Annotated in this window: 22 protein-coding genes; 19 read left to right on the top strand and 3 right to left on the bottom strand. The window is 67.3% G+C overall.

Features of this window, described 5'->3' with window-relative positions; all coding sequences use genetic code 11:
- The first annotated feature begins 21 nt into the window (after nucleotides 1–21).
- From DB31_RS49660 to DB31_RS20075, 12 genes are all read left to right on the top strand, one after another.
- On the top strand, nucleotides 22–417 hold the full coding sequence (locus DB31_RS49660; protein WP_044190344.1) for a GIY-YIG nuclease family protein: 396 nt from the start codon (nucleotides 22–24) through the stop codon (nucleotides 415–417).
- A 95-nt stretch (nucleotides 418–512) separates the two neighbouring features.
- Nucleotides 513–2,750, top strand: a complete 2,238-nt coding sequence (locus tag DB31_RS20025) for a type VI secretion system Vgr family protein (RefSeq protein ID WP_052420120.1) — start codon at nucleotides 513–515, stop codon at nucleotides 2,748–2,750.
- A gap of 118 nt (nucleotides 2,751–2,868) precedes the next feature.
- A complete protein-coding gene (locus DB31_RS20030) occupies nucleotides 2,869–5,133 on the top strand; it encodes a type VI secretion system Vgr family protein (protein ID WP_044190347.1) in 2,265 nt (754 codons plus the stop codon).
- A gap of 26 nt (nucleotides 5,134–5,159) precedes the next feature.
- Nucleotides 5,160–5,624, top strand: a complete 465-nt coding sequence (locus DB31_RS20035) for a DUF6484 domain-containing protein (protein WP_063769246.1) — start codon at nucleotides 5,160–5,162, stop codon at nucleotides 5,622–5,624.
- Nucleotides 5,625–5,643: 19 nt separating this feature from the next.
- Nucleotides 5,644–6,900, top strand: coding sequence for a TIGR02270 family protein (locus DB31_RS20040; protein WP_052420122.1), 1,257 nt, complete (start codon nucleotides 5,644–5,646; stop codon nucleotides 6,898–6,900).
- A gap of 30 nt (nucleotides 6,901–6,930) precedes the next feature.
- Nucleotides 6,931–8,061: a DUF2169 family type VI secretion system accessory protein gene (locus DB31_RS20045; protein WP_044190350.1), complete on the top strand. Its 1,131-nt coding sequence runs from the start codon at nucleotides 6,931–6,933 to the stop codon at nucleotides 8,059–8,061.
- Nucleotides 8,058–9,080, top strand: coding sequence for a hypothetical protein (locus DB31_RS20050; protein ID WP_052420123.1), 1,023 nt, complete (start codon nucleotides 8,058–8,060; stop codon nucleotides 9,078–9,080). The genes DB31_RS20045 and DB31_RS20050 overlap by 4 nt, the downstream gene beginning before the upstream one ends.
- Before the next feature lie 33 nt (nucleotides 9,081–9,113).
- Nucleotides 9,114–10,712: a PAAR-like domain-containing protein gene (locus tag DB31_RS49665; protein WP_044190353.1), complete on the top strand. Its 1,599-nt coding sequence runs from the start codon at nucleotides 9,114–9,116 to the stop codon at nucleotides 10,710–10,712.
- 16 nt (nucleotides 10,713–10,728) lie between these two features.
- Nucleotides 10,729–11,724 carry a hypothetical protein gene (locus DB31_RS48915; RefSeq protein WP_157232089.1) on the top strand — a complete coding sequence of 332 codons (996 nt, stop codon included), beginning with the start codon at nucleotides 10,729–10,731 and terminating at the stop codon, nucleotides 11,722–11,724.
- A gap of 158 nt (nucleotides 11,725–11,882) precedes the next feature.
- A complete protein-coding gene (locus tag DB31_RS20065) occupies nucleotides 11,883–13,313 on the top strand; it encodes an LETM1/MDM38 family protein (RefSeq protein WP_044190356.1) in 1,431 nt (476 codons plus the stop codon).
- 41 nt (nucleotides 13,314–13,354) lie between these two features.
- On the top strand, nucleotides 13,355–13,882 hold the full coding sequence (locus tag DB31_RS20070) for a YkgJ family cysteine cluster protein (RefSeq protein WP_044190359.1): 528 nt from the start codon (nucleotides 13,355–13,357) through the stop codon (nucleotides 13,880–13,882).
- Between the two features lie 20 nt (nucleotides 13,883–13,902).
- On the top strand, nucleotides 13,903–15,201 hold the full coding sequence (locus DB31_RS20075) for a sensor histidine kinase (RefSeq protein ID WP_052420124.1): 1,299 nt from the start codon (nucleotides 13,903–13,905) through the stop codon (nucleotides 15,199–15,201).
- On the opposite strand, the gene DB31_RS20080 is transcribed toward DB31_RS20075, so the two are convergent.
- Entirely contained in the window at nucleotides 15,149–15,931 is a 783-nt protein-coding gene (locus tag DB31_RS20080) for a L,D-transpeptidase family protein (protein WP_044190362.1), read from the bottom strand. The genes DB31_RS20075 and DB31_RS20080 overlap by 53 nt on opposite strands.
- A gap of 151 nt (nucleotides 15,932–16,082) precedes the next feature.
- Here DB31_RS20080 and exaC point away from each other — a divergent pair, with 151 nt between their 5' ends.
- Nucleotides 16,083–17,612 carry an acetaldehyde dehydrogenase ExaC gene (gene exaC, locus DB31_RS20085; protein ID WP_044190364.1) on the top strand — a complete coding sequence of 510 codons (1,530 nt, stop codon included), beginning with the start codon at nucleotides 16,083–16,085 and terminating at the stop codon, nucleotides 17,610–17,612.
- A 23-nt stretch (nucleotides 17,613–17,635) separates the two neighbouring features.
- Nucleotides 17,636–18,025 (top strand): DUF779 domain-containing protein, encoded by a 390-nt coding sequence (locus DB31_RS20090; RefSeq protein WP_044190365.1) that lies wholly within the window; start codon nucleotides 17,636–17,638, stop codon nucleotides 18,023–18,025.
- A gap of 56 nt (nucleotides 18,026–18,081) precedes the next feature.
- On the opposite strand, the gene DB31_RS20095 is transcribed toward DB31_RS20090, so the two are convergent.
- Both DB31_RS20095 and DB31_RS20100 read right to left on the bottom strand, forming a co-directional pair.
- On the bottom strand, nucleotides 18,082–18,432 hold the full coding sequence (locus DB31_RS20095) for a hypothetical protein (RefSeq protein WP_044190368.1): 351 nt from the start codon (nucleotides 18,430–18,432) through the stop codon (nucleotides 18,082–18,084).
- Between the two features lie 125 nt (nucleotides 18,433–18,557).
- The gene (locus tag DB31_RS20100; RefSeq protein ID WP_044190371.1) at nucleotides 18,558–20,150 is read right to left on the bottom strand and encodes a HEAT repeat domain-containing protein; all 1,593 of its coding nucleotides are present in this window, start codon (nucleotides 20,148–20,150) and stop codon (nucleotides 18,558–18,560) included.
- A gap of 101 nt (nucleotides 20,151–20,251) precedes the next feature.
- Here DB31_RS20100 and DB31_RS20105 point away from each other — a divergent pair, with 101 nt between their 5' ends.
- The 5 genes from DB31_RS20105 to DB31_RS20125 are packed head-to-tail and all read left to right on the top strand — an operon-like array spanning nucleotide 20,252 to nucleotide 25,153.
- Nucleotides 20,252–20,833, top strand: coding sequence for a hypothetical protein (locus DB31_RS20105; RefSeq protein WP_044190374.1), 582 nt, complete (start codon nucleotides 20,252–20,254; stop codon nucleotides 20,831–20,833).
- 12 nt (nucleotides 20,834–20,845) lie between these two features.
- Entirely contained in the window at nucleotides 20,846–21,799 is a 954-nt protein-coding gene (gene fmt / locus DB31_RS20110) for a methionyl-tRNA formyltransferase (RefSeq protein ID WP_044190377.1), read from the top strand.
- Between the two features lie 32 nt (nucleotides 21,800–21,831).
- Nucleotides 21,832–22,773 carry a type II 3-dehydroquinate dehydratase gene (locus DB31_RS20115; RefSeq protein WP_240486780.1) on the top strand — a complete coding sequence of 314 codons (942 nt, stop codon included), beginning with the start codon at nucleotides 21,832–21,834 and terminating at the stop codon, nucleotides 22,771–22,773.
- Nucleotides 22,770–24,086, top strand: a complete 1,317-nt coding sequence (gene rsmB / locus DB31_RS20120; protein ID WP_044190381.1) for a 16S rRNA (cytosine(967)-C(5))-methyltransferase RsmB — start codon at nucleotides 22,770–22,772, stop codon at nucleotides 24,084–24,086. Before DB31_RS20115 ends, rsmB begins: the two co-directional genes overlap by 4 nt.
- 17 nt (nucleotides 24,087–24,103) lie before the next feature.
- Nucleotides 24,104–25,153, top strand: coding sequence for a YARHG domain-containing protein (locus DB31_RS20125; RefSeq protein ID WP_044190384.1), 1,050 nt, complete (start codon nucleotides 24,104–24,106; stop codon nucleotides 25,151–25,153).
- The last annotated feature ends 86 nt before the right edge of the window (nucleotides 25,154–25,239 follow it).

Raw genomic sequence — 25,239 nt, forward strand, 5'->3', positions numbered from 1 at the left:
CCCACAACCCAGGAGTACCCCATGTCCTCTTCCTCGGATTCTTCCGAGACGCGGGGCGGCCGCAGCCGCCGCGCCGAACTCAAGCGCCACTACAAGGAGAAGCCCCCGCCCATGGGCATGTTCGCCGTCCGCAACCGCGCCAACGGCAAGGTGCTGGTGGGCACCAGCATCAACCTCCCGGGCGCCCTCAACCGGATCCGCTTCCAACTGGAGCTGGGCGCACACGAGAACCCCGCGCTCCAGCAAGACTGGCAGCGTCATGGCGCCGACAATTTCTCCTTCGAGGTGCTCGACGAGCTACCCCCCTCGGAGGAGCCGCGCGAGGACCCTCGGGCGGAGCTCGAGGTGCTGGAGGCGCTCTGGCTCGAGCGGCTCAAGCCCTACGGTGAGGCGGGCTACAACACGCCACCTCCCTAGAAGGGTTCTTCTCTCGGGCCATCCGCGAGGGCGCCTTCTTTGGTGGTACAGCCCTGGGCCTTCCGCGCTGCCACCCTCGCCTGAGGGGGATGTGAATGGCACGAACGCAGAAGCCTGCCTTTTCGCTCGGGGTGGGGAGTCACGCGGCGGACACCCTCGTGGTGGTCCGCTTCACCGGCCGGGAGGCGCTGTCATGCCCGTACGACTTCCAGCTCGAGTTCTTCGCCCGGGATGGGCAGGTGCTCGAGCTGGCGGAGCTCTCGAACACCCAGGTGCTGCTGACGATTCGGCTTGGGGAGGTGCCGCTGCGCCACGTGCACGGGTGGGTGCGGCAGGCCGAGGCGCTGGGCCGCATCGGAGGCCGCTGGCACTACCGAGTGCGGGTGAGGCCAAAGCTCGAGCGTCTGCGCCAGACCCAGGACAGCCGTATCTTTCAGGAGCTGACGGTGCCCGACATCGTCAAGGCCCTGCTGGGGGAGTGGCGCGTGGAGCACCGCTTCCTGCTGAGCCGCTCCTACGCCGTGCGCGAGTACTGCGTGCAATACCGTGAGTCGGACTTCGCCTTCATCTCCCGGCTGCTGGAGGAGGAGGGCATCTTCTACTTCTTCGAGCACGCCGAAGATGGCCACACGCTGGTGCTGGGGGACGTTTCGAATGCCCACGTGGCGTTGCCCGGAGGGCCGGTCCTGCCCCTGCGGCCGGAAGATGGGCGTGCCCACGACGAGGAGTTCATCTCCCGGCTGGAGCGGGTGCACCGGCTGCGGCCGGGAGAGGTGATGCTGCGCGACTTCGACTTCAAGAAGCCGGGGTTGGACCTCTCCACGCGGAGCTCCAGTGTGGAGGGCCTGCGAGTGCTGGAACTGTACGACTACCCGGGAGCGTACGTGGCGCCGGGGGAGGGCCAGGGCCTGGTGCGCACGCGCATGGAGGAGAAGGCCCAGGGGGCACGGACGTACACGGGGCGCAGCGTGTGCCCGCGGCTGGCGCCGGGCTACCTCTTCGAAGCGGAGAGCCCCGGGGAGGGCACCTGGGCCGGGTTCTACCTCGTGGAAGAGGTGGTGCACTCCGGCCAGCAGCCCGACACGCTGGGGGCCCCCGAGACGCTGGGCGAGGTGTATCACAACGACTTTCGAGCCCTGCCCAAGGGAGTGCCCTTCCGGCCCATGCGGGTGACGCCTCGGCCTCGCATCCCCGGGATACAGACGGCGACGGTGAGCGGCCCCGCGAGCGAGGAGATCCACACGGACGAGTACGGCCGCATCAAGGTGCAGTTCCACTGGGACCGGGAGGGGCAGCACAACGAGCGCTCCTCGTGCTGGATGCGGGTGGGCCAGGGCTGGGGCGGGCTCGGCTGGGGCGCCGTGTACCTGCCCCGCATCGGCCAGGAGGTGGTGGTTCGCTTCCTGGAGGGCGATCCCGACCGGCCGCTGATCGCGGGCACCGTCTACAACGGAGGCAACGCGGCGCCGTACGGGCTGCCGGGCGACAAGACGAAGACCACGCTCAAGAGTTCCTCCAGCCTGGGCGGCGCGGGTTTCAACGAGGTGCGGAGCGAGGACTCAGCGGGCAAGGAGGAGATCTTCACCCACGCCCAGAAGGACGAGTCCCTCATCACGGAGAACGACAAGAGCCAGGAGGTGCGCGGGTACGAGGACCTCCTGGTGAAGAAGGACCGCAGCCTCTGTGTGGAGTGGAACCAGGAGCTCACCGTGGAGCTCAACGACAGCAACCTCATCGAAGGCAACCAGAGGCTGCGGGTGAGTGGGAATCGCTCCACCACGACTCACGAGAACCATGGGGAGTCCGTGCAGGGCAACCAGGGCATCACCGTGGGCAGCAACTTCACGTCGATGGTCAATCAGGCCACCACGGAGGGGGTGGGGGCCGCCAAGGCTCTGACGATTGGAGGGGGCTACTCCATCAATGTGGGCCTGGGGATGGCCGAGACCACCGGAGGCCTCAAGGCCGTCGAAGTGGGCGCCGCCATGATCGAACTGGTGGGCATCCGTCGCGAGGAGAGCGTGGGGCAGAACAAGCAGACCCTGGTGGGCCTGGACTTCGAGTCGCAGTGCGGCGGCGGAATGACGCAGGCGGCGGGCCAGTCGCTCCAGGAGAACGTGGGTGGCAAGACCTCCGTGAGCGCGAAGGAAGGTGCTGGCTGGCTGGCCAAGAAGTTCGTGCTGACGGCGGAGGACACCTTCACGCTCCTGGTGGGCGGCCAGCTGATCCTGAAGCTCGAGAAGTCTGGCGCGGTGACCTTCATGGGGAAGACCCTCACCATCGACAGCAAGGAGACGCAGTTCCGCGGCGGCACGGTGCATTCGCGGCCCTGAGCCCGCGCGTGGGTGCGCTCAGCGCTCTTACCGCTCGGGTGGTACAGCCAAGGTCCAGCCCCCGCCCTACAGTGTTTTCTACCCGACGTTGCCACATGGATTCAGAGGCGGACTGTTTATGGTGGCCCCTGCCGCACTTCATGCCAATCAAGCGGAGTTCGAGTTCGAGACCGCGGCCCACGCACCCGGTGAGCTGGCGGTCGTGGAGTTCCGCGCGGAGGAGGGGCTCTCCGAGCTCTACTCGCTCGAGATCGCCCTGGCCGCGCCCGCGCATGTGGTCGTGGACGAGAAGGGCCTGGTGGGCCAGAGCGCGCTGCTGACGGTGCACCTGGGAGGTGGAGCGGCCTGCTACTTCCACGGAATGATTTCACGCGTGGCGCGCTGGGACGCCGGCAAGGGCCCGGAGCGCCAGCGCTACCGCGTCACCGTGGTGCCTCGGCTGTGGGCGCTGCGCCATATCCACCGCAGCCGCATCTTCCAGGAGCTGTCCGTCCCGGAGATCGTCTCCCAGGTGCTCAGCGAGGGCGGGGTGCGGCATGTCCTCTCTCTGAAGGCGGCCTACCCCAAGCGCGAGTACTGCGTGCAGTACCGCGAGTCGGATCTCGACTTTGTCTCCCGGCTGCTCGAAGAGGAGGGCATCTTCTATTCTTTCGAGCACTCCGAGGACGCGCATGTCCTGGTGCTCAACGACGCCTCCATCACCTGCCCGGCCCTGAGCGGCGATTCGCACCTCGTGTTTCGTGAGCCCTCGAGGATGGTGGCGGGCGGCGAGGCCGTGCAGGAGTTCTCCGCGAGGCTGCAGGTCCAGCCCGGTGCCGTGGTGCTGCGGGACTACAACTTCGTCCAGCCCCGGCTGGACCTGACCGTGGGCTCCGCCACGCAGGAGGGGGAGCGGGCGCTCGAGATCTACGACTACCCCGCCCGCTACGAGGAGCCGGGCGTGGGCCGGGGCCGCGCGAAAGTCCGCCTGGAGGAGCTGCGCTCACACGTGGAGCGGATGACGGGGGTCAGCACCTGCCGGCGGCTGCGCTCGGGCCACACCATCGAGCTGGACGAGCACCCAGTGGCCTCCTTCAACCAGGACTACCTGCTCCTCTCGGTGCGGCACATCGGCCGCCAGCCAGAGGCGCTCACGGTCGAGCAGGCCCACTCCGGTGTCCGGGAGGGCTACCGCAACGAGTTCGTCTGCATGCCCGCGAAGGTGCCCTACCGCCCCCCGCCGGACACCCCGCGCCCCATCATCCCCGGCGCGCAGACCGCCATCGTCGTGGGGCCTGGAGGCGAGGAGATCCACACGGATCCGCACGGCCGCATCAAGGTGCAGTTCCACTGGGACCGCGAGGGCCAGCGCAACGAGCGCAGCTCCTGCTGGATCCGTGTGAGCCAGGCCTGGGCAGGCCAGGGCTGGGGAGCGCTCTACCTGCCGCGCATTGGGCACGAGGTGGTGGTGGAGTTCCTCGAGGGAGACCCCGACCGGCCCCTGGTGACCGGCAGCGTCTACAACGGCCAGAACCCCTCACCCATCGGCCTGCCGGGGGACAAGACGCGGAGCACGCTCAAGAGCTCCTCCAGCCTGGGGGGCTCCGGCTCCAACGAGCTGCGCTTCGAGGACTCCGCGGGCCGCGAAGAGGTCTACCTGCACGCCCAGAAGGACTTCAACATCGTCGTCGAGAACGACAAGACGCAGGAGGTCCGTGGCTACGAGAAGCTGCTGGTCAAGAAGGACCGCAGCCGCACCATCGAGGGCCATCAGTCCCTGGAGGTGAAGAAGAACGACGACACCGCGGTTGGCGGTAACCAGACCCTGGCGGTCGTCCAGAACCGTTCGACGACCGTTCTGGGCAACCACACCGAGGACGTGGGGGCCAACCAGACCATCCAGGTGGATGGCAACCAGAGCGTGAAGGTGGCCATGGCCTCCTCGGAAACGGTGGGGCTCGGGAAGATGCTCAACATCGGTGGCGGCTATGCCATCACCGTGGGCGCCGCCCTCAACCAGCTCGTGGGCGGCCTCATGGCCGAGCAGGTCGGTCTGAGCAAGATGGAGACGGTGGGCCTGCACAAGTCCGAGACCGTGATGGGTTCGCGCAACCTCAAGGTGGGCGCTGATCTCTCCGAGCAGGTGGGCAGCAACCGGACCCTCCAGGTGGGCAAGGATCTGCTGGTGAGCGTGGGGGGCCCGCTCGATCACACGGCAAAGGAGACGTACACGCTGACCGCCAAGGAGATCACCCTCGAGGCCCAGGAGGAGTTCCTCCTCAAGGTGGGCGCCGCGACGCTCCAGGTACAGAAGAGCGGAGACGTGGTCCTCAAGGGCGCCACTATCCAGATCACAGGACGTGAGTCCGTCGTCGTCGAGGGCTCCAAGATCACGGAGAACTGACAAGCCTTTCACCCAGGAGCCACACCATGGCCGCACGCCGTTCCTCACTCGGGATTGCTCCCGCCACCCCCAGTTCGTCTCTTCCTTCGGCCCTCCTGGGCTGGATCACCGGCTATGAGCCGGGGGAGGGGCCTCTCGTGGACTATCCTGGCAACCCGTCCGGGCCCCTGCGGGCCCGGTTGCTCGTCGACACCGGCGCACAGGCATTGCGCTCGGCGGCCGCGTCTCGCTGCCCCGTCGCGCTGCTCTTCGAGAATGGAGACCCCGCGCTTCCGCTCGTTGCCGGGCTGGTGTGGCCGCCCGGTGAGCGTGAGGCGCAGGTAGATGGAGAGCGGATCGTCCTGACGGGGGAGAAGGAGATCGAGCTGCGCTGTGGCGCCGCATCCATTTCCCTGACCCGGAACGGGAAGGTCGTGATTCGAGGGGCCTACGTCGAAACTCGGGCGAAGGGCACGAACCGGATCAAGGGCGGAGCGGTCCAGATCAACTGAAAGGCGAGCGGCTGAAGCCATGCTCTTTTGGGATGTCATTGAGCGGCACTTCGATGAGGCGGACTTCCTGTGGGGTGTCTGGGAGCAGAGCCTCGTGTCGCCCAACCACACCCTCGAACAAGTCGAGAGAGGTCCCGAGGCACGGCTGCTGGCCCACCTCGACGGGCTCGTGGCCAATGGCCCCGAGGTGGCGCGGCGGCTGCTGCTGCCGGCGCTGGAGAAGGATGATCCACCTCAGGTGAGTGCGGCGGCCGCCGCGTTGTTGCAGAGCCCGGGTGAGGCGGGGATCGAGGCCGTGCTCGTCGCGCTGCGCATGCGGCCAGTCCAGGGCGGCGCTCTGGTGCGGGCGCTGGCGTGCTCGGGCCGGGCGGACTTGCTGGACCGCATGCGGGGATTGCTGGGGGCCTCAGAGGAGGGCGTCGTCACAGCCGCGGCGGAAGTTCTGGTGTTCCACCACGCCTCCGTGGGGGACGCGCTGCCAAGGCTCTTGAAGAGCGGCAACCCGATGGCACGGGCGCTGGGGCTCAGGGCGCTGCTGAACGAGCCGGCCGGGGCTCGGCACAGCGCCGCGGTACAGGAAGGTCTGAAGGAGCAGAACTCCTGGGTGGTTGCGGCCGCCATGGAGGTGGGCTGCCGCCTGGGGTTGGATGCGGCCTGGCGGCGCGTGCGCGAGCGCGCGGTGGAGGGGGACAGGGAGGCGATGCTGCTGCTTGCGCTCGGCGGGGGCCCTGCCGAATACAAGGAGCTGACGGCGGCACTCGCCGCTCCGGCTCGCCGGCCCGGAGCGCTGTGGGCGCTGGGCTTTGCTGGTACCCCCGAGGGGGTCGACGCCAGCCTCGAGTGGCTGGACGACACGCGGGCAGGGCCGCTGGCGGGCGAGGTGTTCACGGCGGTGACGGGAGTCGGCCTCAGGGAAGCGGGGCTGACAGCGCCCTGGGAGCGGCGGCCGAAACTCACGCATACGCCAGAGGATGAGCTGCCTCGCCCGGATGCGGCGAAGGTGAGGGATTGGTGGAGCCGACACCACGTTCGCTTTGTGTCCCGCCAGCGGTACCTCCAGGGAGAGCCGCGCGCTCTCTCGGGAATCAAGGCCGCGCTTGTTCAGGGGCCCATGCGCCGCCGCGCGGCCCTCCTCTTGGAGCTTCAGCTTCGCGTCCCCGTGAGGCGCGCCCCACGTCTTCAGCCCCGGGCTCCCACACGCCAGCAGTACGCCGAGCTGTCGGCGATGGCCTCATTCGAGGACGCTGGCCTTCACCTGAGCCGCTCGCTTCTGTGAGCTTCGCTCCTTGCAATCGCTCTGCTCTCCATGGAACTCGTCAACAAGTCCCGCCTCCCTCTGGAAGTGACGACGGCGCTCGACAAGGGCGGAAAGGAGCACCTGCTCCTCGTGGCGAAGGCGACCTACCGCTTCGGTGAGGGCCGCCGCATGCCAGAGCGCGTGGAGGAATCTCTTCCCATTGCCTACGCCGACACCTTCATAGGGGAGCCGGGCCTCTCTTCTCCGCTCTACGAGGCGGACATGGCGATGACGAAGCGGTGGTGCGACGTGCTCGTGGACGCGACGGCCCATGCCCCGGAGGGCCGGCCCGTGAAGGAACTGGAGGTGGCCGTTCGCGTGGGCACCTTCGAGAAGCAGTTCCTCGTCGTGGGAGACCGGGTGTGGCAGCAGGGGCTGTTACGCGTGTCCGCCAGCACGCCCGAGCCCTTCACCTCGATGCGGATCCACTATGGCCGTGCCTTTGGCGGCAGTCCGAAGCTCTCCTCGAAAGAAGGACAGGAAACCTACCTTTCCAATCCTGTCGGCCGGGGCTATTGCCCGGATCCACGCGCACACATCGTCGACCAGATGCCGCTGCCCAACACGGAGGACGCCGGGCAGCGTGTCACCTCTCCCAGCGCTCAGGTCCAGCCGCTCTCGCTGGGACCCATTGGCCGGAGCTGGAATCCCCGAAGCGCCTACGCGGGGACTTACGATGCGCGCTGGAGGGAGCACGTCTTCCCCCTGCTCCCCGAGGACTTCGATGAGGCCTTCTTCCAGGCCGCGCCTCCGGATCAGCAGATCGACTTCATTCGAGGCGGAGAGCCCGTGGTGCTGCGCAATCTGGTGCCCGGCGAGCCGCACGTCACCTTCAAGCTGCCCAGGCCCGAGCTGGTGGTGCGGCTGCTCTACGCCTCGCACCGGACCATCGAGCTGTCGCCTGTGGTCGACACGGTGTTCCTGGAGCCCGACGCGAAGCGCTTCACGATGGTGTATCGCACCGCGCTGCCGCTCGATCGGAGGGGGCTCTTCGGGATCAGCCTGATGGCGGCGGGCCCCGTGTGCAAGCGCTGGTGGGAGTCCAAGGTTCTCGGGACCGAGGACTGCGGGTGTGGGGGAGACAGTTCCAAGGACGAGACGCCGGCGTCGCTGATGGACATGGAGGAACTGGAGCCATGAGGACTCAGCTGCGCATCGCCGCCTCCGGGATGTGCTGCGCGGTGGGCGGCTTTGCCCGTGCCGCGCGTGCGGCCATCCGCGCGGGGCTCAACCGCTTCGAGGAGTCAGAATTCGTGGATGCCAGGGCCGAGCCGCTCATCGTCTCGCGCATGCCCCTAGAGAACCTGTGGGGGCCCCGGCGCATCGCGACGATGTTCGAGGCCGCCGTGAAGGACTGCATCTCGGAGGCCCCTGCTTTCAGCCCCAAGACCACGGCCCTGCTGTTGCTGGTCGCGGAGCAGGGACGCCCTGGCTATCAGGACTCGTGGGCAGAGGCCTGCGTGGCCGCCTACGAGAAGCTGACAGGGATGGCTCCTTCCACGGAGGTGCGGACTCTTGCGCTCGGACGGGCGGGGATTGTGAGTGCGCTGCGGGAGGCCCACTCGCTGCTCGTGCACCGCTACGCCCGGCAGGTCCTGGTGGTGGGCGTGGACAGCTACCTCAACGCGGAGGCAATCACTCACCTGCTCCGGAAGAGGCGGCTCATGACCGAGGAGGTCAGCGAGGGCTTCATCCCAGGGGAGGGCGCCGGCGCGCTGCTGCTGGAGCTCCCTCCACGTGAGCCAGTGGGGCTCCACGTGCTGGGAACCGGAGCCGCCGAGGAGACGGCTACCCTCGATAACGACGAGCCCGTGCGTGCGTTGGGGCTGACTCGAGCGCTGCGCGAAGCGCTCGCGGCGAGTGGGTACCACATGAATGATCTCCACTTCCGCATCACGGATCTCAATGGGGTGCCTCTCGCCTTCCGCGAAGCCGCCCTGGCGGACACTCGCCTGCTTGATCACCGCGCGGGCCGTTTCCCACTCCTGCACCTCGCGGACTGCATTGGAGAGACTGGCGCTGCGGTGGGGCCCCTGTCTCTCGCGTACCTCGCCGACGCCATGGCTCGGGGATACGTGCCAGGCACACGGGCCGTGCTCCACTGTGCCAACGATGGTCCGGAGCGTGCCGCCGTGGTGGCCGAATGCTTCCCGTCGTGATTCGCACTTTCCTTCTTCCCTCTACGGAGCGCCATGCAAACGCATGTGTACGCCAACGGGCGTGAGATCTGCAGCCAGGCGGCGGATGGCAAGTCCTCCGCAGCCTTCCCTGACGTGTGCTGGAGTCCACCGGCTCCCCCCGCTGGCCCCATCCAGCTCCCGTACCCCAATACGGCTTTCGCGAAAGACCTCGCGAACGGGACCAACACAGTCTTCATCTGTGGCTCCATCGTCGCACGCAAGGACGAGAGCTACATCTCCACCAGCACGGGCAATGAGCCGGCCACGAGGCAGTTTCCCAAGGGCGTCAACACGGGGGCGCTCAAGGGGAAAGCCTATTTCACGAGCTGGTCCATGAACGTGATGGTGGAGGGCTCGAATGTCCCGCGCCATCAGGACCTGATGACGCACAACCATGCAAGCCCGGGCGGCCAGACTCCCGCACACACCTACGTCGATGACGCACTGAAGGACTTCCCGAAGGACTGCAAGAAAGAGCGGAAGGCGATCTTGCAGGAGTGTGGCCCGGAGCCCAAGGAATCCGAGCAGGCCAAGAACATCCGCAAGGCCCGCAGGAAGTTCCTGTCGAAGGTGGGAGAGCGCTTCAACAAGGTTCTTGGAGGCGCCAATGGATCCTCCAAGGGCGGTAACACCGCTTGGATGGAGCACTGCGATGGGCTGTGGATCAAGCCTTCCGCAGACTATCACTCGCAGATGGAGAAGCTCGCGGGAGAGATTCAAGACATCAAGAATGATCTGGGCGGTATTGCTGCCACGGTGGTCAAGCCGGCGATCGAGTCGCTGGGACGGGAGTTGCTCGAGAGAGCTGCCAGGGAGGCGGCGGAGCGGGCTGTCAAGCTCGGGGCCCGCAGCGCGGCCCGCTGGGGCGTGGGTGCTGCGGGCGCCGCGGTCGCGGGCGTTGGCGTGATTGTGACGGAGACCATCGCGACCGCGTGGAACGTCTATGACATGGCCTCGACTGCTTACGAAGGATATCAGCTCACCAGCCAGATGATGGACTCTCTGAACGAGATCAAAGACGTGATGGGGCACTTCGACAATGCCCTCCAGGGGTTGGACTCCGCGTGGCAGGACGCCAAGTCCAATCCCCAGAAGGCCATCGCGAACTTGATGCAGGTCATCGCCCGTCTCAACTCTTGCGTCCGCGCGCGGAGATGCAATCTCGTTCCCTTCAAGAACACCGATTCCGCCAAGGCTCTGGGCGGTAGCGGGTGTTGCCCGGGGCAGACGGGCCATCACGTGCTTCCTCATTCTATGACCGAGGGCAATTGCCCCGGATACAAAGAGGATGAGGCCCCTACGCTCTGCGTCGAGGGCGTCAATTGGTCTCATGGCTCACATGGGATGATGCATCGGGCCCTGAAGGCGCGGATGGACGATTACAAGAATGGCTGGTTCGGCTCCAAGACGGAGATCAGCTATGAGAAGGCGCGTGACTTGGGGATCAAGAGCATCACGGATACTTTCCCAGAGTCGAAGTGCAGCGAGGATTGTCTGAAGGCTCAGCTCGATAAGTATTACAAGGACAAGTGCAAGTCCCCACTGCCTCCTGTCTCCGGCATGCCAGGGAGAAGTCAGAAGATCCCGTCGCCCAAGAGCCGGAGCGAGTGATATCGGAAGGCCGGATATGCTGATTGACAAGAACGACTACGAAGAATGCCTCCGTGGGTTCACGGTGACGGACTGTGCTGTTCGCAGCCGGACCATGTTCTATCTCGTGGCCATGTCAGACCCGGGCTCGGAGGGGCCGCCCCCGCCGGAGACCGAGCTGGTCACCCGGGTGATCAGCTATTTCGCGCACAAGGCGCCTGAGGAGCGCTGGGGCTACTCCGCTTTTCGTGGCATCGATGGCCTGGTGGCAGGGTCTAGCCAGAAGCCGCTCTCGCAGTTCGTCGGCGTCGACGGGAGTGGCCAGGTGGTGGCCATTGGCAGCGGCTTCGAGGACCTCGAGGAGACGATCCCCTCAGGCCGGAAGGGCCCTTTGCGGGGGGGCGTCCGGAAGCTACGGACCATCGACGGCTGGCTGCACTTATCCTCGGGGTATCGAGGGCTGGGCCGCCGCGACGAGCGCAACCAGTGGAGCTCGCTCTGCGCGGGGCTCGAGTTCACTCCGGATCCTGACGAGGACTCGGCCACCTACGGCTTTGACGACCTCGACGCCTTCGGGCCGGAGGACTGGTACTGCGTGGGGGGACGAGGAGACGTCTGGCGCTTCAGCGGCAAGAAGTGGGAGCACCTCGAGTTCCCCAGCAATATGCGGCTCCACACAGTCTGTTGCGGAGGCGATGGCTGGGTGTACGTCAGCGGCTCGAGCGGACACATCTGGAAGGGCCGCCGCGATGAGTGGCGGCTCATCCACAGCGATCACATGGTCCTGCCCTTCAAGGACATGGTCTGGTTTCAGGACCGCGTGTACTGCACCTCGGACTATGGGCTGTGGGAGATTGCCGGGGACGAGCTGCGTGAGAGTGAGGTGCCCCCCGAGATCAAGATCTGCTCCGGGAACCTGTCCGTAGCGGATGGCGTGATGCTGCTGGCGGGCGTGTATGGCGCCTCGTATCACGATGGCAGCGGCTGGAAGCACCTCTACAACACGGCCGCGTTCTCGCCGGTCACGCTGTAGCTCAAGAGAGGGGAGCGCTTGCTCCCTTTCTGGGCACTCCCCGTGTCAGTCACTCTTACCTGGGAACACCCTTTCCATGCCGGTGGGTGGCGTCCGCGCCGCAGGTAGGTTATTCCCAGGAGGACGCAGGCAGTGCGGCGTCTCGGGTAGGACACGGTATGGATCTCGGCAAGGCGGGCTGGCTCTCCTCTCTCCTCGAGGAGGCGGTGGTCACACATCGGAGTGTGTCCGCGCCTGCCGTGATGCCCGGCCTGTCCGAGATCAGTTCCTCGGGCCGCGCCCGCGCTCGCGACTACCTGCGCCGCACCCTCCGCGCCTCGGGCCTGCTCTACGGCACTCCGGCCGAGAAGACGCCGCCCCTGGCAGAAGACTTCACCACAAGTGGATCCAGCGGCACCACGCGCGCACCTGAGGAGCAGCTCTTCCTCGCGGTGGTGCGCACCCTGGCGCGCATGGCGCTGGACATCGCGCTCCTCACCGCGGCGCCCACCCCGCCCACAGAGGATCACCTCCTGCTGCTGTTCGCCGTCTTCACCAACGAGCTGGATGTGGCCGAGTCCATCGCCGCCAAGCTCCAGGAAGGCGCCAAGGCCACCCGGCGGCACCAGTCGAAGGTGGAGAGCGCGCTGGAGAAGCGGGCCATCTCGCTGGCAGGAGACCCCGTCTACGGGCTGGTGCTCCACAACGGGGCGCTGTACGCGGACGCGCAGATGTTCGGGCGGCAGGCCATCGACTACTTCGCGCGCGAGCGGTTCCAGCGCGCGGAGGCTCAGCGCCGCATCGACTTCGCTGCTCGGCAGAAGGCCCTGCTGGTGAAGGTGCTGGCGGGGCTGTCATGCGCGGATCGCGAGCCCAGCTACGCCTCGCGCCGAGCCATCCTCCGGCAGGTGGAGGATCTGGCGCTGCCCTCGGATGTCGAGTCGGACCTGAAGGCCGCGGTGAAGAAGTCCTTCGAGCACCGGCTGCCGGTGCGCACCATGGTGGCCGAGGTGCGCAGCAAGGACATGCAGCACTTCATCCTGGAGCAGACGCTGCTGGCCTCGCTGGTGGACGGGCAGCGCTCCCGGGGCGAGCGGGCCTTCATCCAGGAGCTGGCCCATGCGCTGAGCGTGCCTGACGCCGAGCTGCACCGGCTGGAGCTGGAGATGGCCGAGTTCTACGCCCGTCACCGCTCCGTGGTGGACGTGTTCACGGTGACGGCCGCTGCGGGGCTGATGGGAGAGGATTTTGTCAGCCGCATCCAGGAGACGCTGGAGAAGAACCTCGGCCGGTTGATGCAGGAGGCCCGCGAGACGGGCGACCTGGCGGTGCTGCTGGCCAAGGCGGCGCGAGGCCAGCGCCTGTCGGGAGACGAGCGCCGGCGGATGCGGGCGCAGCTCATTGACGTGGCCAAGGCCATCCCCGCGCTGGCCATCTTCGCCGCGCCGGGCGGGGTGCTGCTGCTCATCGCCCTGTCCAAGGTGCTGCCCTTCAGCCTGCTGCCTAGCGCCTTCCAGGACGAGCCTGCGCTGCCCCCCGAGTTCGCGGACGGCAAGCAGGAGACCAAGCTCGCCGCACTCCCCGAGAACACCGAGCGCCGGGTGGGGTAGCGCGCGGACGCGATATGCTTGTCCGCTGCGTGGAGGTTCTCATGAGGGACGGCCCCTTCCGCCGCCTCATCAAGAAGATTGCGCGGGTGCGCTACACCATTGATCTGGGCTTCACCCGCTGGGTGCTCCGGCGCCAGGGCGAGCCGCGCTACCGGCTGGCGGGCTCGTGCAACGGCTGCGGCAAGTGCTGCGAGTCCCCGATGATTCCGGTGAGCTGGCCCGTGTTCCGCCTGCGCTCGCTGCGCTGGCTGGCATTGACGTGGCACCGGGTCATCAACGGGTTCGAGTTCATCAGCGAGGTGCGGCGGCAGAAGGTCTTCATCTTTCGCTGCACGCACTACGATCCCGTCACGAAGCAGTGCGACTCGTATGACAGCCGGCCGGGCATGTGCCGGGACTATCCTCGCAACCTGCTGTACGCCGCGCTCCCGGAGTTCCTGCCCGAGTGTGGCTACTCGGCCGTGTACAAGAAGGCCGAGGGCCTGCGGAAGTCTCTGGAGCGCGCCAACCTCCCGCCCGAGAAGCTCCAGGAGATGCTCAAGAAGCTCCACCTCGAAGACAAGGAGTGAGCCGTGGGGAGCCGCGCCACATGAGCGCTCCGGAGACGGAGCAGGATCCGATTGGCGCCGCGGGGAACATCAACGCGCGGCTGCTGCGGTTCATCCTCCTCGCCGTCGTCATCACCCACCTGTTGCTCATCGCCTCCGTGTGGGGGCAGTGGAAGACCATCGCCATCATCACGGGGACCTTCTTCCTCGTGGTGTGCCTCAACCTGACGCTGGCCCGGCCTGTCTTCTCGGAGCAGACGCGCCTCACCGAGACGATCCGGCTGATGGGCAACATGCTGGCCAACCTCGTCTATGGGCACGTCACCGGGTGGCAGTTGCCGATGTGGCTCTACCTGCCGCTCGATGCCATCTGGGTCGACACGCGCCAGGAGCGCCAGGGGCTCTATGTCCTGTTCGGGCCGTTCTTGGTGGTGGGGGCGGTGGCCATCCTGGATGGATGTCCTCCGCTCGTGCCGCTCGTCTTCATCATCCTGTCGGTGATCGCCCATGCCATCTCGAGGGTACGGATGCACCTGCTGCACCAGGTGCTGTCACGGCTGGCCTACCGCCACCGGGAGCTCGCACGTGCCCACGAGGAGCTGGCCCAGGCCCACGAGCGGGCGCGTGAGCAGGATCGGCTCTCCAGCCTCGGCATGCTCGCCGCGGGCGTGGCGCACGAGATCAACAACCCGCTCGCCTACGTGAAGAGCAACGTGAACTCCCTCTACCGGGATCTCCGAGAGGAGAAGAAGCTGTCACCCGTGCTGAGCGAGTACGTCACGGAGGTGCTGCCGGCGACGATGGAGGGAATCCAGCGCATCGCCACCATCGTCTCGGACCTGCGCCGCTTCGCCCGGGGAGACCCCGAGCCTCTGGCTGCGTACGACCTGAACGACGAAATCCAAGCCGCCCTGCGCATCACCCACAGCCGCATCGAGGCGCGGTGCCGGGTGGTGCTGAAGCTGCGCCCGCTGCCCCGGATGCTGGGCAGGCCGCAGCAGATGGCCCAGGTGGTGGTGAACCTCCTCATCAACGCGGCCCAGGCCACGTCCGACGAGGGGCAGATCTCCCTCTCCACCCGTCAGGAGGGAGAGCAGGTGGTGCTGGTGGTGCAGGACACCGGGCAAGGCATGACGCCCGAGGTGAAGGAGAAGCTCTTTCAGCCCTTCTTCTCCACCAAGCCTATTGGCGAGGGGACGGGCATGGGGCTGGCAGTGGTGCACGGCATCGTCTCCGCTCACGGCGGGCGGATCGAGGTGGAGAGCCAGCCCGGCAAGGGGAGCACCTTTACGATCCGTCTGCCGCTGGCCGCGCCTGCGCCGCGCGCGCCCGGGGTGTAGCCGCCGGGGCACTCGCAGACCGCATGCGGTAGGCCCCCGACTTCGGATCCACGGACACCCGTGGAGGACGCTGTGTCTCCTCGAAGAGCCGCCAACCCGGCTCCAGTCCTCGCCAGAAGGCCATGAGCGCCTCGGTGGACTGCGGCAGCTTCTGCAGCTCGGCCAGCCCTGCGGCGTCGAGGCGGCGCGGGAAGATGTGGATGGGCACGTTGCGGCCCATCTTCGCGCGCGAGTCCATCGTCAGGAGGTACAGCTCTTCGATGGGGTCATCCTCGATGGCGATGCAGCCAATGCTCACGCAGTTGCCGTGCACCATGATGGCGCCGCCGAGCGGCCGCTTACCGAGGATCCGATCCGACTCGTTCGGATAGCTCACCCGGATGGACAGGTGGTACGCGCTGTTCGGGTTGAAGAGATCGATGGTGTAGAAGCCCTCGGGGACCTGCAGGTCGCCCTCTTGGCGCTTGGGCCCCAGCTCGCCTGACGCCGCGCAGAAAGGGTACGTCTTCACCTTCTTCAGCGGCTGTCCCTGGGCACCCGCCCAGACCTCCAGCTCCCGCTCGTGCTTGAAGGCACGCAGGTAGAGCTCCTCCGGGGGGTAGGCCACCCCCGCGGCGGCGAAGAGCTGAGTGAGAACAGTGGCTTTGCTTTGACGCGCGGCGGCAACGCGATCCTCCGCGTGCGCGGTGACGGCACAAGCCAGCAGGAGACAGACCAGAGGGATCTTCACAGCGTCATTGGACCCCGCTGGAGTGCGCTGCGTTCCTCCACTTGTTAACAGAGTCTGACGGGTTTGCAGTCCGCTCGTCCGGCGACCTACCCTCCGGGTCCCGCAGGCGCTTCCGGTTTTCACCCCCGCAGCACGAAAGGCAGGTCCATCGATGTCGTCGAAGGTCTATGAGGCCCCCGGTCAGACTGGCAGCAAGATCCAGTTCGCCAGCCGCTACGGCAACTACATCGGCGGTGAGTTCGTGCCGCCCGTGCGCGGCCAGTACTTCGAGAACATCACCCCGGTGACGGGCAAGGCGTTCTGCGAGATTCCTCGCTCCAACCACGAGGACATCGAGAAGGCGCTGGACGCGGCCCACAAGGCGAAGGGCGCTTGGGGCAAGACGTCTGTCACCACCCGCGCGGACATCCTCAACAAGATCGCCGACCGCATGCAGGCCAACCTGGAGATGCTGGCGGTGGCCGAGACGTGGGACAACGGCAAGCCCATCCGCGAGACGCTGGCTGCGGATCTGCCGCTGGCCATCGACCACTTCCGCTACTTCGCCGGCGTCATCCGCGCGCAGGAGGGCAGCCTCGGCGAGCTGGACAACAACACCATCTCGTACCACTTCCAGGAGCCGCTGGGCGTGGTGGGACAGATCATCCCCTGGAACTTCCCGCTGCTGATGGCGGCGTGGAAGCTGGCGCCGGCGCTGGCTGCGGGCAACTGTGTGGTGCTCAAGCCCGCAGAGCAGACCCCCGCCACCATCCTCGAGCTGATGAAGCTGGTAGGCGACCTGATTCCCCCCGGCGTGCTGAACGTGGTGAACGGCTTCGGCGTGGAGGCCGGCAAGCCGCTGGCCAGCAACAAGCGCATCGCGAAGGTGGCCTTCACGGGTGAGACGACCACGGGCCGCCTCATCATGCAGTACGCCTCGGAGAACCTCATCCCGGTGACGCTGGAGCTGGGCGGCAAGTCGCCCAACGTCTTCTTCGCGGACGTGTTCGACAAGAACGATGACTTCGCGGAGAAGGTGCTCGAGGGCTTCGCGATGTTTGCCCTCAACCAGGGCGAGGTGTGCACCTGCCCGTCGCGCGCGCTGGTGCAGGACACGTTCTACGACGCCTTCATCGCGAAGGCGGTGGAGCGCACCAAGAAGATCGTCCAGGGCAACCCGCTGGACACCAGCACGATGCTCGGCGCGCAGGCCAGCAATGATCAGCTGGAGAAGATCCTCTCGTACATCGACATCGGCAAGAAGGAGGGCGCCAAGGTGCTCACCGGTGGCGGCCGCGCGCGGCTGTCCGGTGCGCTGGCGGAGGGCTACTACGTGGAGCCCACCATCTTCGAGGGCCACAACAAGATGCGCATCTTCCAGGAGGAGATCTTCGGGCCGGTGGTGTCCGTGGGTAAGTTCAAGGACATGGAGGACGCGCTCTCCATCGCCAACGACACGCTGTACGGCCTGGGCGCGGGTGTGTGGACGCGTGACACGAACACGGCGTACCGCATGGGCCGGGAGATCCAGGCAGGCCGCGTGTGGGTGAACTGCTACCACCTGTACCCGGCACACGCGGCGTTCGGCGGCTACAAGCAGTCGGGCATCGGCCGCGAGACGCACAAGATGATGCTCAACCACTACCAGCAGACGAAGAACATGCTGGTGAGCTACGACCCGAAGCCGATGGGCTTCTTCTAGGCCGCAGTCAGGAGGGAGGCACCATGAGCGTGGCGCGAGTGTCCGTGACGCCTGAAGCCGAGGCCTTGCTGCTCAAGCTGCAGGGGATTCACGGCCCGTTGATGTTCCACCAGTCGGGGGGCTGCTGCGATGGCAGCGCGCCGATGTGCTTCCCGAGGGGTGAGTTCAAGGTCGGCCAGCAGGACGTGTTCCTGGGGACGATCGTGGACACGCCCTTCTACATCTCCGGTCCGCAGTTCGAGTACTGGCAGCACACCCACCTGACGGTGGACGTGGTGAAGGGGCGGGGGAGCGGCTTCTCGGTGGAAGCACCCGAGGGCGTTCGCTTCCTCATCCGCTCGCGCGTCTTCGAGGACGCCGAGTACCAGACGCTCCAGCAGGCGGGACCGCCGCCTCGCGGACCTCAGCACTGAGTGAGCCTCGACGGGGGCTCGGGATTCGCTCCCGAGCCCCTTCGTCTTTTCCGAGGCTAGTGGTTGTTCTCCAGCGGGCCCACGCCGTCCTTGAGCGGGTTGTTCTTCCCGCGCTGATCGTGCTGCTCGAACGGGCCCTCGCCGTCGTTGATGACGCCCTCGTGCTCGCCGATCTTTCCGTCGCCGATCTTCTTGTCGGTGCCGGAGCCGCCGTAGCCGTCGCGGAGGCCGTCCGCGGTCTCCTTGGCGGCGTTCTCCACGTCCTTGGCGGCCTCACCCACCTGCTGGCCGGCTTGGCGCAGCTCCTCGTTCACCTCGGCCTTGGTGGTATCGGAGCAGCCCGTGGCGAGCCCCGTCAGCCCCAGAAGACCCGCTACCACGAAGCCCTTCCATCCCTGCCGTGCCATGGTTCCTCCCAGGTCTCTCGAATCGTTCTGGGGGGAAACCTAGGCATTCATTCCCGGACGGGAGGCGGGGGCAGGCAGGGGAGCGAGCCGCTGCTCTCCTGCCCAGGCCTTCGTCTGATGCCGCCCTAGGCTCTCTCGAGGCGGAAGGCGAGCCGGCGCAGGTCCTCGTTCACCTTGATGAAGGTGGAGTTGCCCTTCTCGTCGGCGAGCTGGCTCTGGATCTTCGGCAGCGCCTCGCGCGCCTTCACTGCAGCCTCCTTCGAGTCACTCACCAGCCAGTCCAGCGACTGGATGAGGGCGAAGCGCGCGTCCAAGTCCTTCTCGGAGAGCCGCTCGGCCAGCGCCGCGGCGTGCTGCGGGTTGCGCGAGCGCCCCAGCTTCAGCGCCGCCCGCTCCACCACGCTCGCCTCCTTGTCCGCCAGCTTCCGCGACCAGCAGCCATCGTCCACGCCGCACGTCTTCACTGCCTCCGGCACCTTGGCGTAGCGGAGAATGACTTCGGCCCGCTTCATGCCCAGCGCGTCCGGGTTCTCGCAGCCGTCTCCGCCAGAGTCCTGGCACTCCTTCGCCGTGACGGCGGGCTCGGCCTGGGCCCACTTGGTGAAGAGGGGCTGCTCCTGCGCCTCGCTCAAGAGCGCCACGCCGCGCATCGCCACCTCGCGGGCGTACCAGTCACCCTTCTCCGCGGCCTTCTGCAGCGCGGGAACCGCGTCATGGCTGCCCAGCAACACCAGCGCGCGCACGTACGAGGAGCGCACCGTCGGGTCTTCCTCGGTGAGCAGGGCCGAGATCGGCCGCACCGCCGCCTGCGAGCGCATCCGCCCCAGCGCCTCGGCCGCCTGCATCCTCACCAGCGCCTGGATGCGCGGATCCGCGTTCGTGAAGCCCAGCTGCTTGATGAGCACCGCCTCGCCGCGCGGATCCCTCAAGTCTCCGAGAATCTGGGCGCCCTTCATCGCGTAGCTGGCCGGGTTCACGCCGTTGTCCTGTGCCCACTTCGCCAGTGCCGCGTCCCGGTTCTCCATGGCGGCGATGACTGCCTCGGCCGCAGGCGCGCCCACCTGGTAGAGCGCGTAGGAGCTCTCTACATAGAAGGAGATGCCCTGGCGTTCCTTCGTCAGCATCTGCATCAGCAGGGGCACCGCCCGCGCATCCCCAATCCGGCCCAGCGCCTCAATGGCCTTTTTGTGGAGGAACGGCTCGGTGGCCTCATTCGAGGCGAGCTTCAGCAGCGGCTCCACGGCTTCCGGGGCGCGGAGCAGGCCCAGCGCCTGGATGGCCTCGATGCGGGTGTAGCTGTCCTTGGCCTTCAGCATCCCCGTCAGCGCGGGCGCGGCCTTCGGGTCCCCCAGCTTGCCCAGGGCCGCCACCAGCTCCTTGTTGGCCAGGGCGGTGTCGGTGTCCGTGGCCTCCGGGTCCAGTGCGGCCTGCAGCGGCTGCAGCGAGGAGGGGCTCTTCAGGTCACCCACGGCTCGGGCCAGCGCGGCCTTCACCTCGGGCCGCTTCTGCGTGGTGAGCTGCTGGTGCAGCATGGGCAGGAAGCTCTCTTTCAGGTTGCCGGAGGTGCGCAGCGCCTCCACCACCTGGATCTTGGCGTCGCCCCTCTTCGCGTCGCTGAGCTTCTTTTCCCAGTACTCCGGGGTGTTCGGGTCGCTCTTGCACCCCGAAAGCAGGGCAAGGGCGAGCGCTAGGCTCAGCGTGGCGCGGAAGCGGAGCATGAAACCTCCAGGGGTGGGCTGCGGGTAGGAGGCGAGTCGTACCGCCCCTCGAAAGAAGGGGTCAAACCCCTCCGGTCTGATGCGGTAGTCTGGTCAACGACATGGCCTCGGACACTGTTCTGGATTCACAGAAACGCGCCTGGAAGCGCCGCACGTACCTCATCGATCGAGAGTTCCAGCTCAAGTACATCTTCATGTTGGCCGCCATCGGCGCGGGCAGCATGGGTCTGTTCGGAGCACTGGCCTGGTGGGCGCACACCGCGGCGCTCGAAGCAGGCTCGGGCTCCGAGGGAATCGCCGGCATGACGATTCTCTGGCTCACCGTGTTGGCGGTGGTGGGCGTGGCGGTGGCACTCGGATTGTTCGGGTTGGTCTTCACCCACCGTGTGGCGGGCCCCGTGTACGTGATGAACCTGTACCTGGAGGCACTGGCGGCGGGGCACTACCCGCGGCTGCGTCCGCTGCGCCGCTATGACGAGCTGAAGAAGTTCTTCGATCGCTTCGGCCACGCGGTGGAGCGCATCCGCGCGCGCGAGGCGGAAGAGGCCCAGGCGCTGGCCCAGGCCCTGGCGGTCTTTCAACCCCTGGCTCAGTCCGAGGAGGCGCGCGCCGCGCTAAAGATCTTGGAGGAACTGCACCAGCGCAAGCGCGAGGCCGTGGACAGGCCTTCGAGTCCTGCTTAGGAGTCATTTCCAATGAGCCGACCCCGCATCGTTTTCATGGGCACGCCCGAGTTCGCCGTGGCGTCGCTCCAGGCCTGCTTCGACATTGGCGAGGTGGTGGCCGTTGTCACCCAGCCGGACAAGCCCAAGGGCCGTGGCAACGCCCTGTCCATCTCCCCCGTGAAGGCGCTGGCGCTCGAGCGCGGTGTGACGGTGCTCCAGCCCGCGAAGCTGCGCACCCCGCCGTTCTCCGAGGAGCTGCGCAAGCTGGCGCCCGACGTGTGCGTGGTGACGGCCTACGGGAAGATCCTCCCCAAGGACGTGCTGGAGGTGGCCCCTCACGGCAGCGTCAACGTGCATGCCTCGCTGTTGCCTCGCTTCCGGGGAGCGGCGCCCATCCAGTGGGCCATTGCTCACGGGGACACGGAGACGGGCGTGGCCCTCATGCGCATGGACGAGGGGCTCGACACCGGCCCGGTGATTGCGGTGAAGCGCCTGCCCATCGAACCCGAGGACACGAGCGCCATCCTGCACGAGAAGCTCTCCAAGCTCGGTGGGGAGGTGCTGCGCGAGTCGCTCCCGGCGTACCTGCGCGGTGAGCTGAAGCCCGTGCCTCAGCCCACGGAGGGCGTGGTGCTCGCGCCCATCATCCAGAAGGAGGATGGGCTGCTGGACTTCACGAAGCCGGCGGTGGAATTGGAGCGCCGGCTGCGCGCCTTCACGCCGTGGCCGGGGGCCTTCACCGGGCTGAATGGGGCTCGCCTCAAGGTGCACCGGGTGAAGGTGGGCACGGGGCATGGGGCTCCGGGCACTGTGCTCGCGGCGGGTCTGGGTGGAATCGAGGTGGCGTGCGGCGAGGGCTCGCTCGCCCTGCTGGAGATCCAGCCGGAGGGCAAGCGGGTGATGAAGGCGGCGGAGTTTCTCTCGGGCCATAAGCTGGCGCCGGGCAGCCAGCCGTTCTCGGCCCCGGTGGAGAGCAAGAGCTGAGCGCTGTTGGAGCGAACAGAGGAGAGACGCGGATGGGCATGAAACTCCTGGTGCTGCACGGGCCGAACCTGAACCTCCTGGGAGAGCGGGAAGGCACCTCGGGCAGACGGTTCGAAGACCTCAACAGCGCGTTGCGCGCTCGCGCCGCCAGCCACGGCATCGAGTTGAAGATCGTCCAGTCCAACCACGAGGGGCTGCTCATCGACACGCTCCACGCCGAGCGCCGGAACATCGCCGGCGTAGTAGTGAACCCCGCGGGCCTGTTCGGCTCGTACCCGCTCAGGGACGCGCTGGAGGCGGTGGGTGTGCCCGCCGTCGAGGTCCACCTGGATGGGGCGCGCGCGAAGCAGTCCGTGCTGAAGGAAGTCTGCGCGGCGCAGCTCTCTGGCAAGGGCTTTGATTCCTACCTGCAGGCCCTCGAGCGCTTCGCCCAGGGCGAGTTCACTGGCGGCCGTGAGTCCGCAAAGGATCCGGCGCCCGGGAAGCAGAAGACGATTGGCCGCAAGGCGGAGGCTTCCTCCGAGGAGGAGGAGGAGACCGAGGCTCCCGCCAAGACGATTGGCCGGAAGACCGATGCCCTGGCTACCGCTCCCGCGAAGGCGCTGGCGCGCACGGCGGAGGCAGGAGGCGGGGGCAAGACGCTGGGCCGCAAGCCTCAGGAGGACAAGCCCGCCAAGGCCGGGAAGGGGAAGACGCTGGGCCGGGGCTCGAAGGAGACCCCTGCGGCGGACATGCTCACGCGTGCGCTGGTGCGCGAGAAGATCGCGGATCGGCTCTCTGGGAAGCTGACCTCGGGGGCTCTGGCGAGCTGGGCCCGCTCGCAGTGGCTGGAGGTGCAGCGCGGCGCGCCCGCCGAGAGCGGCTACCGGGACATGCTCGAGGACAGCCTGCAGACCCTTACCCTCTCCACGATGCCCGCGAGCCGCCTGACGGATGAGCAGCTCGTGGACATGATGACCCAGCTCGAAGAATGAGTGCGCGAACCCTCGCTATCCAGGTGCTCGCGCGCGTGCGCGCCACCGACGCCTACCTCAACGTCGTGCTCGACACGATGCTGTCCGAGTCTCCGCTGAAGGATCCGCGGGACACGGCGCTCGCGACGGAGCTGACCTATGGGGCCACCCGGCGGCAGCTCGCGCTGGACTACGCCATCACCCGCTTCGCGGACCGCAAGCTGGACTCGATGGAGGATCGGGTGCTGGCGGCCTTGCGGATTGGGGCCTACCAGATCTTCCACACCCGCGTGCCCGCGCGCGCGGCGGTGGGAGAGACGGTGCAGGCGCTCAAGGAGCTGGGCATGTCGCGGGCGGCGGGCTTCGTCAACGCCATCCTCCGCAAGCTGGCGGACCTGCCGGGGCCTCCGCTGCCGCCCGAGAGCGACACCGTCGAGTACCTCTCCGTCCGCGAGAGCCACCCCAAGTGGCTGGTGGAGCGGTGGATCCGCCACTTCGGCCGCGAGCGCGCCGAGGCGATGCTCGTGGCGGACAACCAAACGCCTCCCATCGTGGTCCGCGTGAACACCACGAAGGTGACGCGCGACGCGCTGCTGGCCCAACTCCGCGACGTGGGGCTGGAGGTGCAGCCCACGACCGTGTCTCCGGTGGGCATCGTCCTGCCCCCGGTGGGGCGGCTGGAGGATGTGTACGGCTACCGCGAGGGCCTCTGGCAGGTGCAGGACGAGGCCGCGCAGCTGGTGGGGGTGTACGGAGCCATTCCGGAGACGGCGCGGGTGCTGGACGCGTGTGCGGCGCCGGGCGGCAAGGCGTGCCACCAGGCCGAAGGGCACGAGGTGGTGGCCACGGATCTGCACGCCAACAAGCTGCCGAAGATCGAGTCCGAGGCGAAGCGGCTGGGCCTCGCCGGGAAGCTGCGTGCGGTGGCACATGACGCGACGCAGCCGCTGCCGGAGGAGTTGGGCGAGTTCCACGCGGTGCTGGTGGACGCGCCGTGCTCGGGGCTGGGGACGCTGAGGCGCCACCCGGAGCTGCGCTACCGGCGCAAGGAGGAGGACATCGGCCGGCTGGCCTCGCTCCAGCGCCGCATTCTGGAGAACTGCCAGGAGGCGGTGCCGCCCGGAGGGCTGCTGGTGTACGCGGTGTGCACCACGGAGCCGCAGGAGGGGCAGGACCAGGTGGACATGTTCCTGCGAAGCCACCCCGAGTGGACGGCGGAGCCTCCCGTGTTGCCGGGAGTGAAGCTGCCGCAGAGTCAGGCGTGGCTGCGCACCCTGCCAGGGCCCGAGGGCTGGGATGGTTTCTTCGCCGCCCGCCTGCGTAAGCTGTACTGAAGAGGGAGGCCTGCCGGATGCTCTGGAGGAGACGCGCCTGGGGGCGAGCCGCGCTGCTCGCGCTGACGTTGCTGGCGTTGCCCGTGGCGGCGCAGGGGAAGAAGCCTGCGGCGAGCGCCAGCGCCTATGTCCCGCCGCCTGCGGATCAGATCCCCGGGTACTCCGCGAAGGCGATGCCCTGCGAGATCATCCAGGAGCTCATTCCTCCGCGCATCACCTGCGAGGGAGACTGGCTGGAGGGCAAGTCGCTGCGGGAGCTGGCCATCCTGCGCAACACCATCTTCGCCCGCTATGGCTGGGCGGGCTTCCGCAAGCCCTGGCTGCGGGAGCACTTCCAGAAGCAGCCCTGGTTCAAGCCGAACCCGAAGTTCACCTACAAGCTGCTGTCGGACGCGGACCGGAGGAACGTGCACTTCATCGCCGTGCGCGAGCAGTCCTTCACCGAGCGCGAGCTGCGCTCCATGGAGGACACCCTCTACGCGAAGGCAGGGAAGGTGTGGAACGACGCCTACGAGTGGAAGCTGAAGAACGGCCGTACGGTGCGCTCGTGCACGGAGCCCAAGGATGTGGACTACGAAGAGGGCTGCTCGGGTTCCGAGTGTGAGGGCTCGTACTCCCGGGACTGCACCTTTCAGGCGGAGGCGTGGTACCGGCCGGATCCGAAGTTCAGCGAGGACAAGCTGCCCGCCGAAGCGCGCATCGAGCTGGGCCTCATCAGCCGCGCGCTGGGGAGCTTCGCCAGTGACACCGGGAAGCTGGAGAAGGGCTCGCAGGCGTCGCTGGACCGCATCCTCTCCGTTCAGGAGCTGCGCCAGCTCTCGCTGAGAGACCTGCGGCTGCTGCGCAACACCCTCTATGCGCGGCGCGGACGGCCCTTCAAGTCGAAGATCCTCCAGGCGCACTTCAAGGCGATGAGCTGGTACCGCGAGGACCCGAGCTACACGGACGCGCGCCTGACGGAGAACGACAAGCGCAACATCGGGTTGATTCGCTCGGTGGAGGATGAGTTCGGCGGGCCCCTCAAGGACGAAGACTGGCTGATAGACCCAGCGACGGACGCGGCCTGATAAGGCCACAGCCGCCCCGGGTGGGTGGCAGAAAAGCAGAACGGCAGCGCGGTCAAGGGGCCCACCCGTTGGGTTACCCACATGCA

The sequence above is a fragment of the Hyalangium minutum genome, from assembly GCF_000737315.1.
Classification (GTDB): Bacteria; Myxococcota; Myxococcia; order Myxococcales; family Myxococcaceae; genus Hyalangium; species Hyalangium minutum.